The sequence below is a fragment of the Marivivens sp. ABH4_498 genome (assembly GCF_056160585.1).
This window is the reverse complement of sequence record NZ_JBSWXL010000002.1, coordinates 32974-47929: the sequence shown is the minus strand read 5'-3', so window position 1 is coordinate 47929 and position 14956 is coordinate 32974. Positions and strand designations below refer to the sequence as shown.

At 56.1% G+C, this 14956-nt stretch carries 14 protein-coding genes and 1 pseudogene; 8 read left to right on the top strand and 7 right to left on the bottom strand.

The window, feature by feature from the left end:
- The first annotated feature begins 8 nt into the window (after positions 1 to 8).
- The 3 genes from fghA to ACXAGA_RS04200 are packed head-to-tail and all read left to right on the top strand — an operon-like array spanning position 9 to position 1902.
- Entirely contained in the window at positions 9 to 836 is an 828-nt protein-coding gene (gene fghA / locus ACXAGA_RS04210) for an S-formylglutathione hydrolase (protein WP_475116271.1), read from the top strand.
- Positions 833 to 1282, top strand: a complete 450-nt coding sequence (locus ACXAGA_RS04205; protein ID WP_475116270.1) for a YaiI/YqxD family protein — start codon at positions 833 to 835, stop codon at positions 1280 to 1282. The genes fghA and ACXAGA_RS04205 overlap by 4 nt, the downstream gene beginning before the upstream one ends.
- Positions 1282 to 1902 carry an HAD family hydrolase gene (locus ACXAGA_RS04200; protein WP_475116269.1) on the top strand — a complete coding sequence of 207 codons (621 nt, stop codon included), beginning with the start codon at positions 1282 to 1284 and terminating at the stop codon, positions 1900 to 1902. The genes ACXAGA_RS04205 and ACXAGA_RS04200 overlap by 1 nt, the downstream gene beginning before the upstream one ends.
- On the opposite strand, the gene ACXAGA_RS04195 is transcribed toward ACXAGA_RS04200, so the two are convergent.
- Positions 1899 to 3128 carry an MFS transporter gene (locus tag ACXAGA_RS04195; protein WP_475116268.1) on the bottom strand — a complete coding sequence of 410 codons (1230 nt, stop codon included), beginning with the start codon at positions 3126 to 3128 and terminating at the stop codon, positions 1899 to 1901. The genes ACXAGA_RS04200 and ACXAGA_RS04195 overlap by 4 nt on opposite strands.
- Before the next feature lie 137 nt (positions 3129 to 3265).
- On the opposite strand from ACXAGA_RS04195, the gene zapE reads away from it, so the two are divergent.
- The gene (zapE, locus tag ACXAGA_RS04190) at positions 3266 to 4339 is read left to right on the top strand and encodes a cell division protein ZapE (RefSeq protein WP_475116814.1); all 1074 of its coding nucleotides are present in this window, start codon (positions 3266 to 3268) and stop codon (positions 4337 to 4339) included.
- A 29-nt stretch (positions 4340 to 4368) separates the two neighbouring features.
- On the opposite strand, the gene ACXAGA_RS04185 is transcribed toward zapE, so the two are convergent.
- The 4 genes from ACXAGA_RS04185 to accD form a co-directional block, all read right to left on the bottom strand.
- Positions 4369 to 5247 carry a LysM peptidoglycan-binding domain-containing protein gene (locus ACXAGA_RS04185; RefSeq protein ID WP_475116267.1) on the bottom strand — a complete coding sequence of 293 codons (879 nt, stop codon included), beginning with the start codon at positions 5245 to 5247 and terminating at the stop codon, positions 4369 to 4371.
- Positions 5248 to 5265: 18 nt separating this feature from the next.
- On the bottom strand, positions 5266 to 5904 hold the full coding sequence (locus tag ACXAGA_RS04180) for a rhodanese-like domain-containing protein (protein WP_475116266.1): 639 nt from the start codon (positions 5902 to 5904) through the stop codon (positions 5266 to 5268).
- Positions 5905 to 6310: 406 nt separating this feature from the next.
- Positions 6311 to 7579 (bottom strand): bifunctional folylpolyglutamate synthase/dihydrofolate synthase, encoded by a 1269-nt coding sequence (locus ACXAGA_RS04175; protein WP_475116265.1) that lies wholly within the window; start codon positions 7577 to 7579, stop codon positions 6311 to 6313.
- A gap of 33 nt (positions 7580 to 7612) precedes the next feature.
- On the bottom strand, positions 7613 to 8539 hold the full coding sequence (gene accD, locus ACXAGA_RS04170) for an acetyl-CoA carboxylase, carboxyltransferase subunit beta (RefSeq protein WP_475116264.1): 927 nt from the start codon (positions 8537 to 8539) through the stop codon (positions 7613 to 7615).
- A 213-nt stretch (positions 8540 to 8752) separates the two neighbouring features.
- Between accD and ACXAGA_RS04165 the strand changes: the two genes are divergently transcribed.
- The 4 genes from ACXAGA_RS04165 (at position 8753) to ACXAGA_RS04150 (ending at position 13010) form a co-directional block, all read left to right on the top strand.
- Entirely contained in the window at positions 8753 to 9511 is a 759-nt protein-coding gene (locus tag ACXAGA_RS04165) for a DUF6478 family protein (RefSeq protein WP_475116263.1), read from the top strand.
- A 10-nt stretch (positions 9512 to 9521) separates the two neighbouring features.
- Positions 9522 to 9881 carry a hypothetical protein gene (locus ACXAGA_RS04160; RefSeq protein ID WP_475116262.1) on the top strand — a complete coding sequence of 120 codons (360 nt, stop codon included), beginning with the start codon at positions 9522 to 9524 and terminating at the stop codon, positions 9879 to 9881.
- 70 nt (positions 9882 to 9951) lie between these two features.
- Positions 9952 to 11973, top strand: a complete 2022-nt coding sequence (locus ACXAGA_RS04155; protein WP_475116261.1) for an FAD-dependent oxidoreductase — start codon at positions 9952 to 9954, stop codon at positions 11971 to 11973.
- Between the two features lie 131 nt (positions 11974 to 12104).
- Positions 12105 to 13010, top strand: a complete 906-nt coding sequence (locus ACXAGA_RS04150; protein ID WP_475116260.1) for a LysR family transcriptional regulator — start codon at positions 12105 to 12107, stop codon at positions 13008 to 13010.
- A 45-nt stretch (positions 13011 to 13055) separates the two neighbouring features.
- Here ACXAGA_RS04150 and ACXAGA_RS04145 read toward each other — a convergent pair.
- A pseudogene (locus tag ACXAGA_RS04145) lies at positions 13056 to 13916 on the bottom strand (cation diffusion facilitator family transporter).
- A gap of 84 nt (positions 13917 to 14000) precedes the next feature.
- Positions 14001 to 14852, bottom strand: a complete 852-nt coding sequence (locus ACXAGA_RS04140) for an OmpA family protein (protein WP_475116259.1) — start codon at positions 14850 to 14852, stop codon at positions 14001 to 14003.
- Positions 14853 to 14956: the final 104 nt, after the last annotated feature.

The window sequence follows — 14956 nt, the reverse complement described above, 5'->3', positions numbered from 1 at the left end:
AGGATAACATGGAAACCATTTCAGAAAGCCGTTGCTACGGCGGCGTTCAGGGCGTTTACAAACACGCATCGGACGCGACGGGCACCGATATGACCTTTGGCCTGTTCCTACCAGAAGAAGCCGAACACGCCCCCGTTCCGGTTCTATGGTTTCTGGCGGGCCTGACCTGCACCCATGAAAACGCAATGGTCAAAGCGGGCGCTCAGGTTTGGGCCGCCGAACATGGCATCGCGCTGGCGTTTCCCGACACGTCCCCGCGCGGCGAAGGCGTGGCCAATGATGACGCCTATGACATGGGCCAAGGCGCTGGTTTTTATGTGAATGCCACCCAAAAACCTTGGGCTCCGCATTTCAACATGTTTGATTATGTGACCAGCGAACTGCCGCAAATCATCACCAACAATTTTGCCGTGGACGAAGAACGCCAATCCATCACGGGCCATTCGATGGGTGGCCATGGCGCGCTGACGCTGGCGATGAATGTCCCGCAGTATCGGTCTGTGTCCGCGTTTTCGCCAATCTGTAACCCGACCGCCGGTGATTGGGGCCGTCCTCAGTTTACCAATTATCTGGGCAGCGACGAATCTACTTGGGAACGTCACGATGCGACGTTGATGATGCGCAATGTTGGTCTGGATATCCCGCTGCTTGTGGATACAGGCGCAAACGACCAATACGCCGATTACCTGATGACAGAAAACCTGTGGGCCGCTGTTGCCGAACGCCGCAAGGCCGCAACCCTGCGCCTGCAGCCAGGCTATGATCACAGCTATTTCTTTGTGACATCATTCCTAGAGGATCACGTCGCATTCCATGCAGAGGCTCTCTACGCGTGATCTATGTGGATGCGGACGCCTGTCCGGTAAAGGCAGAGGTTGAACGGGTCGGCACCCGCCATGGCACGCGCATGTTTGTCGTGTCTAACGGCGGTCTGCGCCCGTCGCAAAACCCGCTGGTCGAAAACGTGATCGTCCCCGAAGGCCCCGATATCGCCGACATGTGGATCGCAGACCGCGCGACAGCCGGCGATGTGGTGATCACGGGCGACATTCCGCTGGCCGCAAAATGCATCGAATCCGGCGCCCGGGTCCTGAAACACAATGGCGAAGCCCTAACCCAAGCCAATATCGGCAACGTTCTGGCGACTCGCGATTTGATGGCAGATCTACGGTCCGCCGATCCATTCCGTCAGGGCGGCGGGAAACCGTTTTCCAAAGCAGACCGTTCGCGTTTTCTGGACGCGTTGGAACGCGAACTACAACGAATTAAACGAGGTTTGTAATGAGCATCGAAGCCGTCATTTTCGACATCGGCAATGTGCTGATCGAATGGCAACCCGAACGCCTGTATGACAAAGTCATCGGCGAAGAGCGCCGTAAAGAAATGTTCGCCGAGGTGGACCTGCACGGCATGAACGACGGCGTGGACCGTGGTGACAACTGGCTAGAGGCCGTTGAGGCGACCGCCGCGAAATATCCGCAATGGCATGACGAAATCATGATGTGGCACAGTCGCTGGATCGAAATGGCGTCGCCCGCGATTGATCATTCGGTGCGTTTGCTGCGTGCCTTGCGTGCGGCGGGCGTGCCCGTTTTTGCGCTGACCAATTTCGGCATTCAGACGTTCGAATTGGGCGAACGCGAATACCCGTTCCTAGAAGAATTCGATCGCCGCTATGTGTCGGGCCATATGGGTGTGATCAAACCAGAGGCGCGCATTTACGAAATGGTCGAACAGGATTGCGGCATTGCGCCCAGCGGTCTGTTGTTCACCGATGACCGCGTCGACAACATCAAAGCCGCCGACGCGCGCGGGTGGCAAACGCATCTGTTTACCGGCCCTCAGGCGTGGGCAGATCGTCTGGTATCCGAAGGTGTGCTATCGGAATCCGAAGCGGCCTAAGCTATTGCGGTGGGGCGATTTTCGCGGATGGGCAGATGTACCAGCGCCGAAAACGCCCCAACGCCCACTCCGACCCACCAAACAGCATCATAGCTGCCGTATAGGTCGTACAGTTTCCCTCCCAGCCACACGCCCATAAAGCTGCCCAACTGGTGGCTAAAGAACACGATGCCATACAGCGTGCCCATGTAGCGCAGGCCGTATAGATGCGCGACCAACCCCGATGTCAGCGGGACTGTGGCCAACCATAGCGACCCCATCAGGACCGAAAACACGATCACGGTCGTTGGTGTCATCGGCGTCAGGATAAACCACGCCGCAACGACGGTACGGCCCGCGTATACGCCCGCCAGAAGGTATTTTTTCGTGTATCGTTTGCCCAGATATCCCGCCGTCAGCGTGCCCACGATATTGGCCAGCCCGATCAGCGAAATCGCAACTGCGCCCAAGGCGGATGTGGTGTTTACTCCGACCGAAGACAGAATGCCGCCCGCGGCGATAGGGCCGCAGACCTCGGCCACAAAGGCGGGGAAATGTGCGGTGATAAACGCGAGCTGATAGCCGCAGGAAAAGAACCCTAGAAAGATCATGGTGTAGGACGGATCTTTGAACGCGCGGGTCAGGATGGCGCCCATGGATTCCTCTAGCTCGGCCTTGGATGCGGCTTGCGGTGCGCGCATGAACGGCAGCAACAGCAGCGACGCAAGGATCGCAGCGGCAAACCACAGGAACACCACCTGCCACGACATGACCTGCAACATCGCCTCGGCGATTGGGGCGCCGATGACCTGACCCGCGGACCCTGCAGCGGTGGCGATGGCAAGGCTCATCGATCGGTTTTCATCGCTGCTGGCGCGGCCCACGACAGCCAGAATGACGCCAAAACCCGTGCCCGCGATGCCGAAGCCGACCAAAACTTCGTACAGTTGGTGCTGAATGGGCAATGTCGCGCCCGCCGACAGGATCAGGCCAACGGCATAGACCACAGCGCCCATAATGATCGCCTTGCGGTCGCCAATCTTTTCGGCAATCGCGCCGAAAATCGGCTGACCAAACCCCCACGCAAGGTTCTGGATCGCAATCGCCAAACTAAAGTCTGACCTTAGCCAACCGTTTTCAGTGGCGATCGGAATCTGAAAAACGCCAAAGGACGCACGGACCGCAAAGCTGATCATGATGATCAGGCAGCCGACGATCAGAACGGGGGTAAAGATAGACTGTTTCATGCCGCACAGCTTTGTCTGGCGGGAAATGCTGCGTCAATGTGCAAACACCAGACGCGCAATGCAAAATTGTGATGGCAGGAATTCCGTTTGTGTATGACCCGCTTTCTTTTGTTTTGCAGCAGGGGTATGTCCCGACCATGACCACAGTGATCGAAGCATATCGCCAAGGCGTCGCCGAAGGACGTCTGAAACCTGACCCCGCGCAGGAAACGGTGCTGGATGCGTTGGAACGCGTGCGCCACGGGTTGGCTCAGCCCCCTGTGAAAAAGGGGCTGTTCCGCAAAGCGACCTATGAACCCGTTCAGGGCCTGTACCTATGGGGCGGTGTCGGGCGGGGCAAATCCATGTTGATGGATCTGGTCTATTCGATGGTCGACGCCCCCAAACGCCGTGAACATTTCCACGCGTTTATGCAGTGGGTCCACGATGAACTGGCCAAAGCCCGCGCCGCAGGCGTCGAAGACGCGATTGGCCCCGTGGCCGAAAACCTAGCCAAAGACGTGCGGTTCCTAGCGTTCGATGAAATGCAGATCACCGACATCACGGATGCGATGCTGGTGGGGAGGTTGTTTGAAAAACTGTTTGATGCGGGTGTGACGATTGTGACGACGTCGAACCGTATTCCTGACGATCTGTATAAAAACGGTCTGAACCGTCAGCTGTTTTTGCCGTTCATCGCATTGGTCAAAGACCGCATGGAAATCCGCGAACTGGTCAGCGACACGGATCACCGTCAGGGACGTTTGCAGGATACGAAACGCTATTTCACCCCGTTGAACGCCGAAAACCGCGCGGCGGTGCGTGCGATCTGGGATGATTTCGCGGGTGATCAGGGGCATCCTTTGGTGCTGCGCGTCAAAAAACGCGATGTGACCCTGCCGGGGTTCTGTAATGGCGTGGCGCGGGCGACGTTTTTTGATCTGTGCGGGAAAATGCTGGGCGCGGCGGATTATCTGGCCATCGCCGAATCCGTGCGCGTGCTGATCATCGAAGAAATCCCCGCCCTAAGCCGATCCAATTTCAACGAAGCCAAACGTTTCGTGACGCTGATCGACGCCCTATACGAAGCCAAAGTCGAAGTCATCTGTTCCGCCGCATCCGAGCCTGAAACCCTGTATCTAGAAGGCGAGGGCGTTTTTGAATTTGAACGCACGGCCAGCCGGTTGCGGGAAATGCAGGACGCAAATTGGGGCAAAGACCCCAAGGAATGAAAAAGGCGGGGAAATCCCCGCCTTTCGCTTTATGGAATGACCAGTCGTTGGCCCGCCTGAACGCGATCGGGCGACGATAGGATTTGGCGGTTCGCTTCGAAAATTTTGGGGTAAAATTCGACCGATCCGTAGAATTTCACCGCAATGGACCCCAAGCTGTCGCCTTCGGCCACGGTGTAAAATTTATATTGCTCGGTTGTACCTGCACGCTGAACGACACGAACCTCTACCCCGTCAGCTGCGCCCAGCGGGGTCGTCGGCGCAGCGGGTGCCTGACCTGTGGTCATCGTCGTGGCTTGCTGCACAATCGAGGCAAGCAGCGTAGAGGTGTCGACGCGTCCATCGGACGTGACAAGCATCGCTGGAACGCTGACGTCGCCTGCTTGGGCGGCTTCGTTCAGTAGCGCATCAATGTAGGCGTCGTTCTGTCCTTCTTGTAGCGCTTTGGCGACCAGAGACTGAAGGCTGTTCGATTCGACGGTTTCTGCGGCGGGTTGGCCTGTGATGGCACGAATGCCGGCCAATGCACCTGCGGTCATGTTCATCATTTGGTCATCGCCGGTCGTGGACGCAGGCGTCGGCGCGGGGGCCCCCGTTGCCAAACCTAGCGCGGACAAAACCCCAGCCGTGGTATCGGAAATGCTGCTATTGTCGGTTTTAATCGATGGCTCTGGTTGGACAGCGCCGCCAGTCGCGGCCAAAATGCGCGACGCGGCGCTAACGGCGAGACCGTCCGAGGTGTTCTGGCCAGCGATTGCTGGGGCCAAAGACGGTGAGGTGACGGTCTGCGATTGCGTACGGGTTACGTCGGTTTGCGCAGGATCATCGTCATTCCCAATGGGAGCAAAGACGATTGCGGCGCAAACGATGACGGCGGTGGCAAAAAAGGCAAGTACAATACGGATCATAGGAACTCCTGCGCGAAATCAGCCGCCATTGGCCGGCGTTACGGTGGTTAGCCCCAACAGAAGCCAATTTTGCATGCCGCCACGATAATAAAACAGTCGATCAGCGGGATAACCTGCGTCTAGCAGGCCATCGATAGCGTGCTTTGACTGACCGCACCAAGGACCGTTGCAGTACAGCATAAGGTCATAGACGTTAGAAAAATCGAGGCCGTCGCCGCTGTCTACAGCGCCAAGCGCACGCATGATGTCATCGCGATAGGGGTTGTCGGACTCTAGTGCGTTGAACGGTACGTTCACTGCGCCGGGAATGGCGCCGGTGTTGTAAAAGTCAGGCACACGGGCGTCGATCAGCAAACCGGTGCCGCCAGCAACCTGGTTTTGAAGGAAATCCAACAGCTCTAGTTCGCCCACAGTTTCAACGCCAGGGGCAGCCGTCATCGGTTGAATGCAAAATGGCGGGCAGGCACGCGATGTTTTTGTGAAATCGCCCGTCAGTTGATGTTCGGTGTCTTGAATGCGGGCAACGGTAAAGCTTTGACCGTTGATAGAGAACGATACCTGAGGCAGATCTTCGGTGATCGCAACGGTTTGCGCCTGAGCGGAAATGGTTTGAATAAGAATAAAAATAGCAGAAAAAACTGCCGAAAAACGCAACATATAATGTCCCCCGTCTGCGCTGCTACTTTATCTATCCAATCCCGCTGGCAGGCGGGGCTGAAATCATAGCTTTGTCCATATGTAGTAGAATCAGGCGAATCAAGTCAAACCCAGAGGCGAGATTGATTCGTGCGCAGCGACGATTTTTTGTGAACCGCTGAAACTGTCGGCTAAAACAGAAAGACGAGCCCAAATTAGCCCGCCTCCCCGCCCTGCCTGGACGTTGTGCCATGGGGCGCGATGCGCCGAATGACGAATTCTGAACCGAATCTAACTGCGTGGGTGATTCGCGGTCAAGTGGTGTGATTCGTTCAGAAGGATAGAATTGGTGCTGGTGCTGTTAAATTGTGCAGCAAGCTGCGTTTTATTTGTCTCGCGCCTTGGGGCGCTCGGGTTTGGCGCGGGATTATCCGTTGGCGCGCAAAATGTGGCCAGCAAGATAAAGCGAGCCGCAGATCAGGATGCGCGCTGTCGGGTCCGACTGAGCGATCTTTTCCACGGCGAGCGATACCGATGTTGCGGTTGTCGTATCTGCAAACCCTGCGTTTTCGGCGGCGTCGGCCAAAACGGATGCGTCAAAGCTGTTTGGTTCGTCAGGGATCGTGACGCATTGGATAGATTGGGCGACATTTGCCAAAGGACGCATGTAGCCGCTGACGTCTTTGGTATTGATCATACCGCAGATCAGGTGGGTCGGGCGTTGTGGAAGCGCCGATAGAGTGGCTGCGACCGCAGTGCCGCCAGCGGGGTTATGTCCGCCGTCCAGCCAGAGTTCGCAGGTGCCGGCAGCGTCGACCAACGGGCCGGTTTTCAGGCGCTGCATGCGGGCGGGCCATTGAACGCCTGTCACGGCACCGTCAAATGACGCATCGGAACATCCCAAGTATCGTAGGGCTGTGAGCGCTGCGCCTGCGTTTTGAATTTGGTGATCGCCCGGAAGGTTTGGGCGCGGCAGGTCAAGCAGGCCGTTGTCGTCTTGGTAAGTCATGCGGCCATGTTCGGTGCCGACGTGCCAATGTTGACCGTAAGCCATCATCGGTGCGCCCAGTTTCATGGCGGTGCGTTCGATCACGTCCATCGCTTCGTCCTGTTGGGGGCCAACGATGACCGGAACGCCGCGTTTGATGATGCCCGCCTTTTCGCCTGCGATCGCGGTCAGGGTGTTGCCGAGGAACTGTTCGTGGTCGATGGACACGGGCGTGATGATTGTGAGCGCAGGTTTCGCAATAACGTTTGTCGCGTCTAGGCGTCCGCCTAATCCGACTTCGAGCAGCGTATAATCTGCGGGGGTCCGCGCCATCGCCAAAATCGCGGCACAGGTCGTGATTTCGAAATAGGTGATCGGTTCGCCGCCGTTCGCCTTTTCGCATTCTTCGAGCGCGGCCATCAGCGCGGGTTCGGAAATCAGTTCGCCCGCGAGACGGATCCGTTCGTGAAAACGCGCCAGATGGGGCGATGTATAGGCGTGTACCTTTTTGCCGTCCGCCTCCAGGCCTGCGCGGATCATGGCTTGGGTCGAGCCTTTGCCATTGGTGCCCGCGATGTGGATCACGGGCGGCAGGTCATTTTGCGGATTTCCCAGCGCGTCCAACAGGCGCCAAACACGATCAAGTACCAGATCGATGACCTTTGGGTGGAGGGTCATCAACCGTTCAAGGATAACATCCGACGTCATGTTTGTGTCCATCTGCCGCGTATAGGCCGCGGATTATTCGGCTGGAGTTTCTGTTTCGGCTGGCGTTTCTTCAACCGGAGCAGGGGCTTCTTCCTCTGCCGCGGCGATGGCATCCATGCCTGTCAGCATGCGGATGATGTTTGCCAGTTCGTTTTTCATTTCGCCGCGCGGGGTCACGCGGTCCAGCATGCCGTGGTCCAGCAGGTATTCGGCGCGTTGGAAACCTTCGGGCAGTTTTTCGCGGATCGTTTGTTCGATCACGCGGGGGCCAGCGAAACAGATCAGCGCGTTTGGTTCTGCGATCTGAACGTCACCCAGCATCGCGTAGGATGCAGTTACGCCGCCCGTGGTTGGGTGGGTCAGGACGACGATGTAAGGCAGGCCTGCCTCTTTCAGCATGTCGACGGCAATCGTGGTGCGCGGCATTTGCATTAGGGACAGGATGCCCTCTTGCATGCGGGCGCCGCCAGCGGCCGAAAACAAAACCAGAGGGCGTTTCAGTTCGATCGCGCGTTCAGCGGCCGCGATGATCGCGTTGCCGACGAACATGGACATGGACCCGCCCATAAAGCTGAAATCCTGCGCAGCAGCGACAATCGGCGTGCCGTGAATGTCGCCTTCGGCAACCAGCATCGCCTCTTTTTCGCCGGTGTTTTTCTGCGCGGCTTTCATGCGGTCTGTGTATTTTTTCTGATCGCGGAATTTCAAAGGATCCTCGATCGGGGTCGGGACTTTGACCTCTTTGAAATTGCCGTTGTCAAACAGGGCAGCGAAACGCGCGCGCGGCGTGATCGCCATGTGATGTCCGCAGTTCGTGCAGACATTCAGGTTGTCGGCAAATTCGCGGTGGAACAGCATCGTTCCGCATTCACCACATTTCGTCCACAGGTTTTCAGGCACCTCGCGGCGGGAAAACAGCGAATTGATGGTTGGGCGGACGTAGTTGGTAATCCAGTTCATATCACGTGCCTTTGTTCCTAGTTGGTCAGGGAAATAAGCGCCCTTTGATTGAAATGCAATCGACGTAGGGTCAGTTGTCGCAAACTTCGGGCTGTGACTTGGGGGGAACTTGTTGCAAACATTCCCAAAACCGCTGGTCAGTATCTTGACCTTTACCTGCCGCATGAGATTTTGTTGCCAATATCAAAACAATAGACGGGGCGCGTTTCTTTCATGCGGCTGACCGATAAAATCACGCAACGGCGTTTTTTGCGCCAATTGGATCGCATGGTGCGCGGCGCACATCAGGCGACCACGTCGAGTTTGCGTGAAGAGCGCGGAATGATTTCCAAACTGCGGGCAAAATGCGCTGAATTTGCCTATGTCGCAGACAGCCGTCTGGCGCTGCCGGCGATTGGATCGAATCTGTTCCCGACACCGCGCGGCACCGATTGGGCATGGCGCCCACAGCTGTGGCGCGGGCCGCTGGCCACCAAAGGTCTGGCCGCTGCCCCATCGAAATCGAAGATCGGCGATGAAGTCACCTTGTATCACGATTGTCGCGTCAGCGAATTGACGCTGCGCCAGCTGCGCAATACCCGCGAATCCGATTTGGCACCTTTTGGGTTGCGGATGGACGTATTCCAATTCGATGGGTCGTACCTAAGCCTTGCAATTGATTTGCCGCCAGAGGCTTGCGAAGGGTTGCGGATGAAACATTTGGTGCGGTGTGATCCGATCATCGAATTCGAAAAACCGCTGGAAATTTTCGCCCGTTTGAACATCAAACACGGTCCTAACGTCGAACAGATCGTCCGCGAATTACCCTTGACCCAAGATAACCAGATGATCGAATTCGACTTGGGCTATTCGAAACTGAATGAAAAACGCATTGAAAAGGTCTGGGTGGATTTAATCCTAGAAGGCCCGCAAATGAATCAGGTGACCGTGCGCGATATCACCTTTAGCCGCTACCCACGCGCCGAACTATAAAGGTATCATCATGATCACAGTGACCAAAACCCGTTTGTTCGAAGGTGTCTGGGAAGGCGTGCTGAAAACCGGATCAGACGTTGCGCCACAAATCGTGGTGACACATCTGGCGCGTGAAATTCACGATGTGACGGTTGAACAGGGCCAAGATGGATGGGTCGTGCGCGTAGCGATTCCTGCAAATGTTCTGGCGGATGGCGTGCAAACCTTTGTGATTGCCGACAAAGATTCGGGTGCGACGCTATCCAGTTTTTCGATCATTTGCGGCGATCCCGTCGCCGATGATTTGCGGGCGGAAATCGATCTGCTGCGGGCCGAACTGGATCTGCTGAAACAGGCCTTCCGTCGGCACTGTGTTGAAAGCATGTGATTTGACGCCGCGTTGCACGTGACGCGCACGTAAGACTTGGGCATGCTGCCCCCGAACGAGGGAGGCACGCATGACCAATTATCCGCACCTACTGGCCCCATTGGATCTGGGTTTTACCACGCTGAAAAACCGCGTGATTATGGGATCCATGCATACAGGCCTGGAAGAAACCAAAGATTGGAACCGCGTCGCTGAATTTTATGCGGCACGTGCGCGCGGCGGTGTCGGGCTGATGGTCACGGGCGGTATGGCCCCGAACAAAGAGGGCGGCGTATTCCCCGGTGCGGCTGGGTTGTTCAACGACCAAGACATCGCCAACCACCGCGTTGTGACGGACCGCGTTCATGATGCGGGCGGCAAAATTGCGATGCAGATTTTGCATGCGGGCCGCTATGCCTATAGCCCTGATTGTGTGTCGGCATCTGCGATCAAATCCCCTATTTCGCCTTTCCCGCCGAAAGAATTGGATGAAGACGGCATTGAAAAACAGATCTCCGATTTCGTCACCGCCGCGACCCGCGCCAAAGAGGCAGGATATGACGGCGTCGAGGTGATGGGATCTGAGGGATATTTCATCAATCAGTTTTTGGTGCTGCACACAAACAAACGCACGGACCGCTGGGGCGGCGACTATGAAAACCGTATGCGCTTGCCCGTCGAAATTGTGCGCCGCATCCGTGATGCCGTCGGGCCTGATTTCATCATTATCTACCGTCTGTCGATGATCGACCTGATCCCGAACGGGTCCACCCATGCCGAGGTCGTTCAATTGGCCCAAGCCATCGAAGCCGCAGGTGCGAACATTTTGAACACCGGCATCGGCTGGCACGAAGCGCGCATTCCTACCATCGCGACCAGCGTGCCGCGCCGCGCGTTTGCGTGGGTCACGCAAAAGATGATGGGCAAAGTGTCGATCCCTATTGTGACGTCAAACCGTATCAACACCCCAGCAGTGGCTGAGCAGGTCTTGGCCGAAGGCTGTGCTGATCTGGTCAGCATGGCGCGACCGTTCCTTGCCGATCCTGATTTCGTGATCAAAGCCGAAAATGGGCAGTCGGACATGATTGCACCCTGTATTGCCTGTAACCAAGCCTGTCTGGATCACACGTTCAGCGGTAAACTGACGTCTTGTTTGGTGAACCCACGCGCCTGTCATGAAACCGAACTGGTGATTGAACCAGCCGCGACCGCGAAAAAAGTCGCGGTTGTGGGGGCTGGCCCCGCAGGGATGTCTGCCGCGGTTACAGCGGCAGAACGTGGTCATCACGTGACATTGTTTGAACGCGGCGATGCGCTGGGCGGTCAGCTGAATTTGGCAAAACAGGTCCCGGGTAAAGAGGAATTCTGGGGCCTTGTTGATTGGTTCAGTGCGTCTGTCGCGGCTGCGGGTGTTGACGTGCGCCTGAACACGGCCGCGACCGTCGATAGCTTGCAACATTTCGACGAAGTCATCATTGCAACCGGTGTCGTACCGCGTGATCCGGGGATCGAAGGACAAGATGGCCCGAATGTGTTGTCCTATATCGATGTCTTAAAAGGTGCCGATGTCGGCGGGCGCGTCGCGGTGATTGGGGCCGGCGGTATCGGTTTCGACGTGTCCGAATATCTGGTCACTGGCGATAGCCCAACGACCGATTTGCCAGAATGGATGCGCGAATGGGGCGTCACTGACCCAGAGGCCGCTGTTGGCGGCCTTGCCCCCGAAGGTCCGCAGCCAGATGCGCCTGTGCGTCAGGTTACCCTGCTTCAACGCAAGGCCGAAAAACCGGGTCGACGGCTGGGAAAGACAACCGGTTGGATACACCGCGCTGCGTTGCAAATGAAAGGCGTCACCATGAAGGGCGGTGTGAACTATGAACGCATAACCGCCGAAGGTCTGCATGTGTCCTATGGCGAGTCGCGCGAAAACCCGACCCTGATCGAATGCGATACGATTGTTCTGTGTGCGGGGCAGCTGTCTGATCGCAGTCTGGCCGATGCATTGATCGAAAATGGCGTGTCCTGCCACGTGATCGGCGGCGCGGATGTCGCCGCAGAGTTGGATGCGAAACGCGCAATTAATCAAGGCACGCGATTGGCGGCGACGCTCTGAATACCCCCAGACCTATACATTTGGGCCAAGGTTTATCGACAAATAACGCGATATTGTCAGGCCATGGCCCAGATTGTGCCCGATTTGGCGACGATAGATGGTCCAACGATTAGGTATTTAAGGGTCTGGGTATGGATCGCCTTACAGAAATGGAAGCCTTTGCCACCGTGGTTGACCAAGGTGGGTTTACAGATGCGGCAAAGAAAATGGGGATATCGAAATCCGCCGTTTCCAAACATGTCTCGGCTCTAGAGGCGAGATTGGGCGCACGGTTGCTGAACCGCACGACGCGCCGCGTTAGCCCCACCGAAATCGGTCTGGCGTATTACGACCGCGCCCGCCGCGTGCTGAATGACGCAGGCGAAGCGGATGCGCTGGTGACATCAATGCAATCGGCGCCATCTGGCCTTTTGCGCATTTCGGTTGCGACTGATTTTGGCGTGAACCATTTGTCGCCGGTTTTGGGTGAATTCCTACAAGAATTCCCAGACATCACCGTGAACATGGTGCTGAACAACCGCTACGTCGAACTGATTTCCGAAGGCTTTGATATGGCCATCCGTATCGGAGAACTGGAAGACAGCACCCTGCGTGCGCGCAAACTGACTGAAACAACGCGCCGCATGATCGCGTCGCCTGCCTATTTCGAAAAATACGGTCGTCCGCAAAAGATCGACGATCTGAACGATCACAAACTGCTGCATTATTCGAACCAAGCCAATTCGGCCGTTTGGAAAATCATTGCGCCGAGCGGTGAAAAACGTCAGGTGCGCACAGCCGGCTGGTTAACCGTGAATGATGGGCAATCGTTGCTGAACGCGTGTGTTTCGGGTCTGGGCATCGCGTATCTGCCGTCGTTCCTATACGCCGACGCGATGAAACAAGGTCTGGTTGAAGAAGCCATTCCAGACCTGCCGATGGAAACCCAAGGCATTTATGCCGTGTATCCTCCGGGTCGTTTCACACAGCCCAAAGTCCGCGCTTTCATCGATTTTCTGGTGCATGCCTACGCGGAAAAAGGGCCGGAAAACTGGTAATCTAGTGATATTGCGGCGTCTGGGGGCATACCTCGGGCGCCGTTTCTATTTCCAGCACGGCCATTTCAGCGTCGTGCTGATCATGTATCCGCAGCCGAATTTCGTCTTTGATCCATGCTGCGTTTCCGATGTGGCTGGGGCGATGACCACATGGGCGATCAGCTCGATTTCATGTTCCTGAATGTCCCAAATCCGTAAATTGTGAACAGATTCAACGCCTGCAACACCGGTTATGGTTTCTGTGACCTGTGCCGGAGTCACAGATGTTGGCGCCCCCATCATCAACACCCGAATGGAATCGCCAATTTCGGTAAAGGCCATCCACAAAATGTAACCTGCGATGATCAATGTGATTGCGGGGTCTATCCACATCCAGCCTTTGGTCAGGATGATGATCCCTGCAACGATAACCGCGATGGACCCCAATGCATCTGCCAGATTATGCAAAAACGCGGCACGAATATTCATGCTGTTTTTGGCCATCGTATAGGTCAGCAATGCAGTGATCAGATCGCCAACCAAAGCAAGGGCAGCCAGCCAAATGATCGGCTAGCCCGCGACGGGCTGAGGAACGAAAAAACGTTCAACCGCTTGGACGGCTAACCACAGGCCGACCACAATCAATGTGGTGTAATTGATCAGCGCCGCAACAATTTCGATACGGCCATATCCGAACGTCATCTTTTCATCGGCTGGTCTGCGGGCAATGCGCCGCGCGGCAAAGGCAATGATCAGCGAAATTGCATCGGACAGGTTATGCAGCGCGTCCGCGATCAGCGCTAAAGACCCCGATAAAATCCCGCCGATAATTTGCGCGAGCGTGAGAACCAAGTTTACGCCAACCGCTGCAGCAATACGGCGATCCCCCAGATTTTCGGGGTGATGGTGGTGATGACTATGCCCCATATTGCCTTGTCCTAATGATTATGGACTGAATATGCCGGTTCCAGCGGCGGGAAGCGCAATACCTAGACTACATAAATCGCAATCTTATTCGTTGATCGATGTCAGTACAGCTTCGACGCGGCGGTTTTTTTCGCGGCCTTCGGGTGTGAGGTTGCTGACCAAAGGCGACATGTATCCCATTCCTGCGGCCTCAAGCTGGTTGGAATTTACCCCGTAATCAGCAAGCAGAGCCGCTACAACAGCCTCGGCCCGCGCGCGGGACAGATCAATGTTGGCCTGCAAAGACCCAGAGCTGTCCGTGTGACCCACAATCGCAACCTGATAGTCGGGGTGGTCATTTAGAAACGCGGCAAGTTCGGCCAAACTATCGGCGCCGTCGGACGCAAGAATGCTGGACCCGCTTTCGAACGATAAACCTGGCAGAACGACATGGCCCGCGTTTTGAAGCGCAGCCGAAATAGAGGCGGTTTCCAGATCGGCCTGTATGGGTGCAAGTGCCGTGACCGACAAACCAACATCTGCTTCAGACGCGCTGATGTGTATGATCTGAACGAACCCTGCCGCTTTGGTTTTGCTGACGAAAACGATGACGGTTTCGTCGTCCTTTTCAGAAGCTAAGTATCTAAAATCATTTAAATCAACCTGCATATCCGGAATGTGTTTCAGATCCACATTGTATCTGAAATCAAACCCGCCACAGGCTTCGGTTCGGCATTCGAAAATGACGTCGAAACCGGCATCCGTTAATTGTTGCCGCAAGGGCGCATAGATTTGCAGCGTTGTCAGCGAGGCATTCGATAGACGCCAGACCTGTTGGGTGACGTCCCCATCGCGGGTGGCTAAATCGATATGGTTGCTGGTCCAGGCTGAAACCGGAAAATCGTATGAACTGGCACTATCGGTCGTGCGTAACGACAATGTTGCGCTGGCGGGCATGTCCAAACTCTGACCGATCGCGTGAACCGGCCAAAGAACCCAAAAACCAATCAATAACTGCCGAATGCCGATCAAAAGCGATATAACCCGTTAAGTTCTTTCAG

Excerpts from the sequence above, each read along its gene's own strand:
- ACXAGA_RS04155 (WP_475116261.1), top strand. The coding sequence starts at position 9,952 with ATGACCAATTATCCGCACCTACTGGCCCCATTGGATCTGGGTTTTACC.
- ACXAGA_RS04150 (WP_475116260.1), top strand. The coding sequence starts at position 12,105 with ATGGATCGCCTTACAGAAATGGAAGCCTTTGCCACCGTGGTTGACCAA.
- accD (WP_475116264.1), bottom strand. The coding sequence starts at position 8,539 with ATGAACTGGATTACCAACTACGTCCGCCCAACCATCAATTCGCTGTTT.
- ACXAGA_RS04165 (WP_475116263.1), top strand. The coding sequence starts at position 8,753 with ATGCGGCTGACCGATAAAATCACGCAACGGCGTTTTTTGCGCCAATTG.
- zapE (WP_475116814.1), top strand. The coding sequence starts at position 3,266 with ATGACCACAGTGATCGAAGCATATCGCCAAGGCGTCGCCGAAGGACGT.
- ACXAGA_RS04160 (WP_475116262.1), top strand. The coding sequence starts at position 9,522 with ATGATCACAGTGACCAAAACCCGTTTGTTCGAAGGTGTCTGGGAAGGC.
- ACXAGA_RS04185 (WP_475116267.1), bottom strand. The coding sequence starts at position 5,247 with ATGATCCGTATTGTACTTGCCTTTTTTGCCACCGCCGTCATCGTTTGC.
- ACXAGA_RS04180 (WP_475116266.1), bottom strand. The coding sequence starts at position 5,904 with ATGTTGCGTTTTTCGGCAGTTTTTTCTGCTATTTTTATTCTTATTCAA.
- ACXAGA_RS04175 (WP_475116265.1), bottom strand. The coding sequence starts at position 7,579 with ATGACGTCGGATGTTATCCTTGAACGGTTGATGACCCTCCACCCAAAG.
- ACXAGA_RS04200 (WP_475116269.1), top strand. The coding sequence starts at position 1,282 with ATGAGCATCGAAGCCGTCATTTTCGACATCGGCAATGTGCTGATCGAA.
- fghA (WP_475116271.1), top strand. The coding sequence starts at position 9 with ATGGAAACCATTTCAGAAAGCCGTTGCTACGGCGGCGTTCAGGGCGTT.
- ACXAGA_RS04140 (WP_475116259.1), bottom strand. The coding sequence starts at position 14,852 with ATGCCCGCCAGCGCAACATTGTCGTTACGCACGACCGATAGTGCCAGT.
- ACXAGA_RS04195 (WP_475116268.1), bottom strand. The coding sequence starts at position 3,128 with ATGAAACAGTCTATCTTTACCCCCGTTCTGATCGTCGGCTGCCTGATC.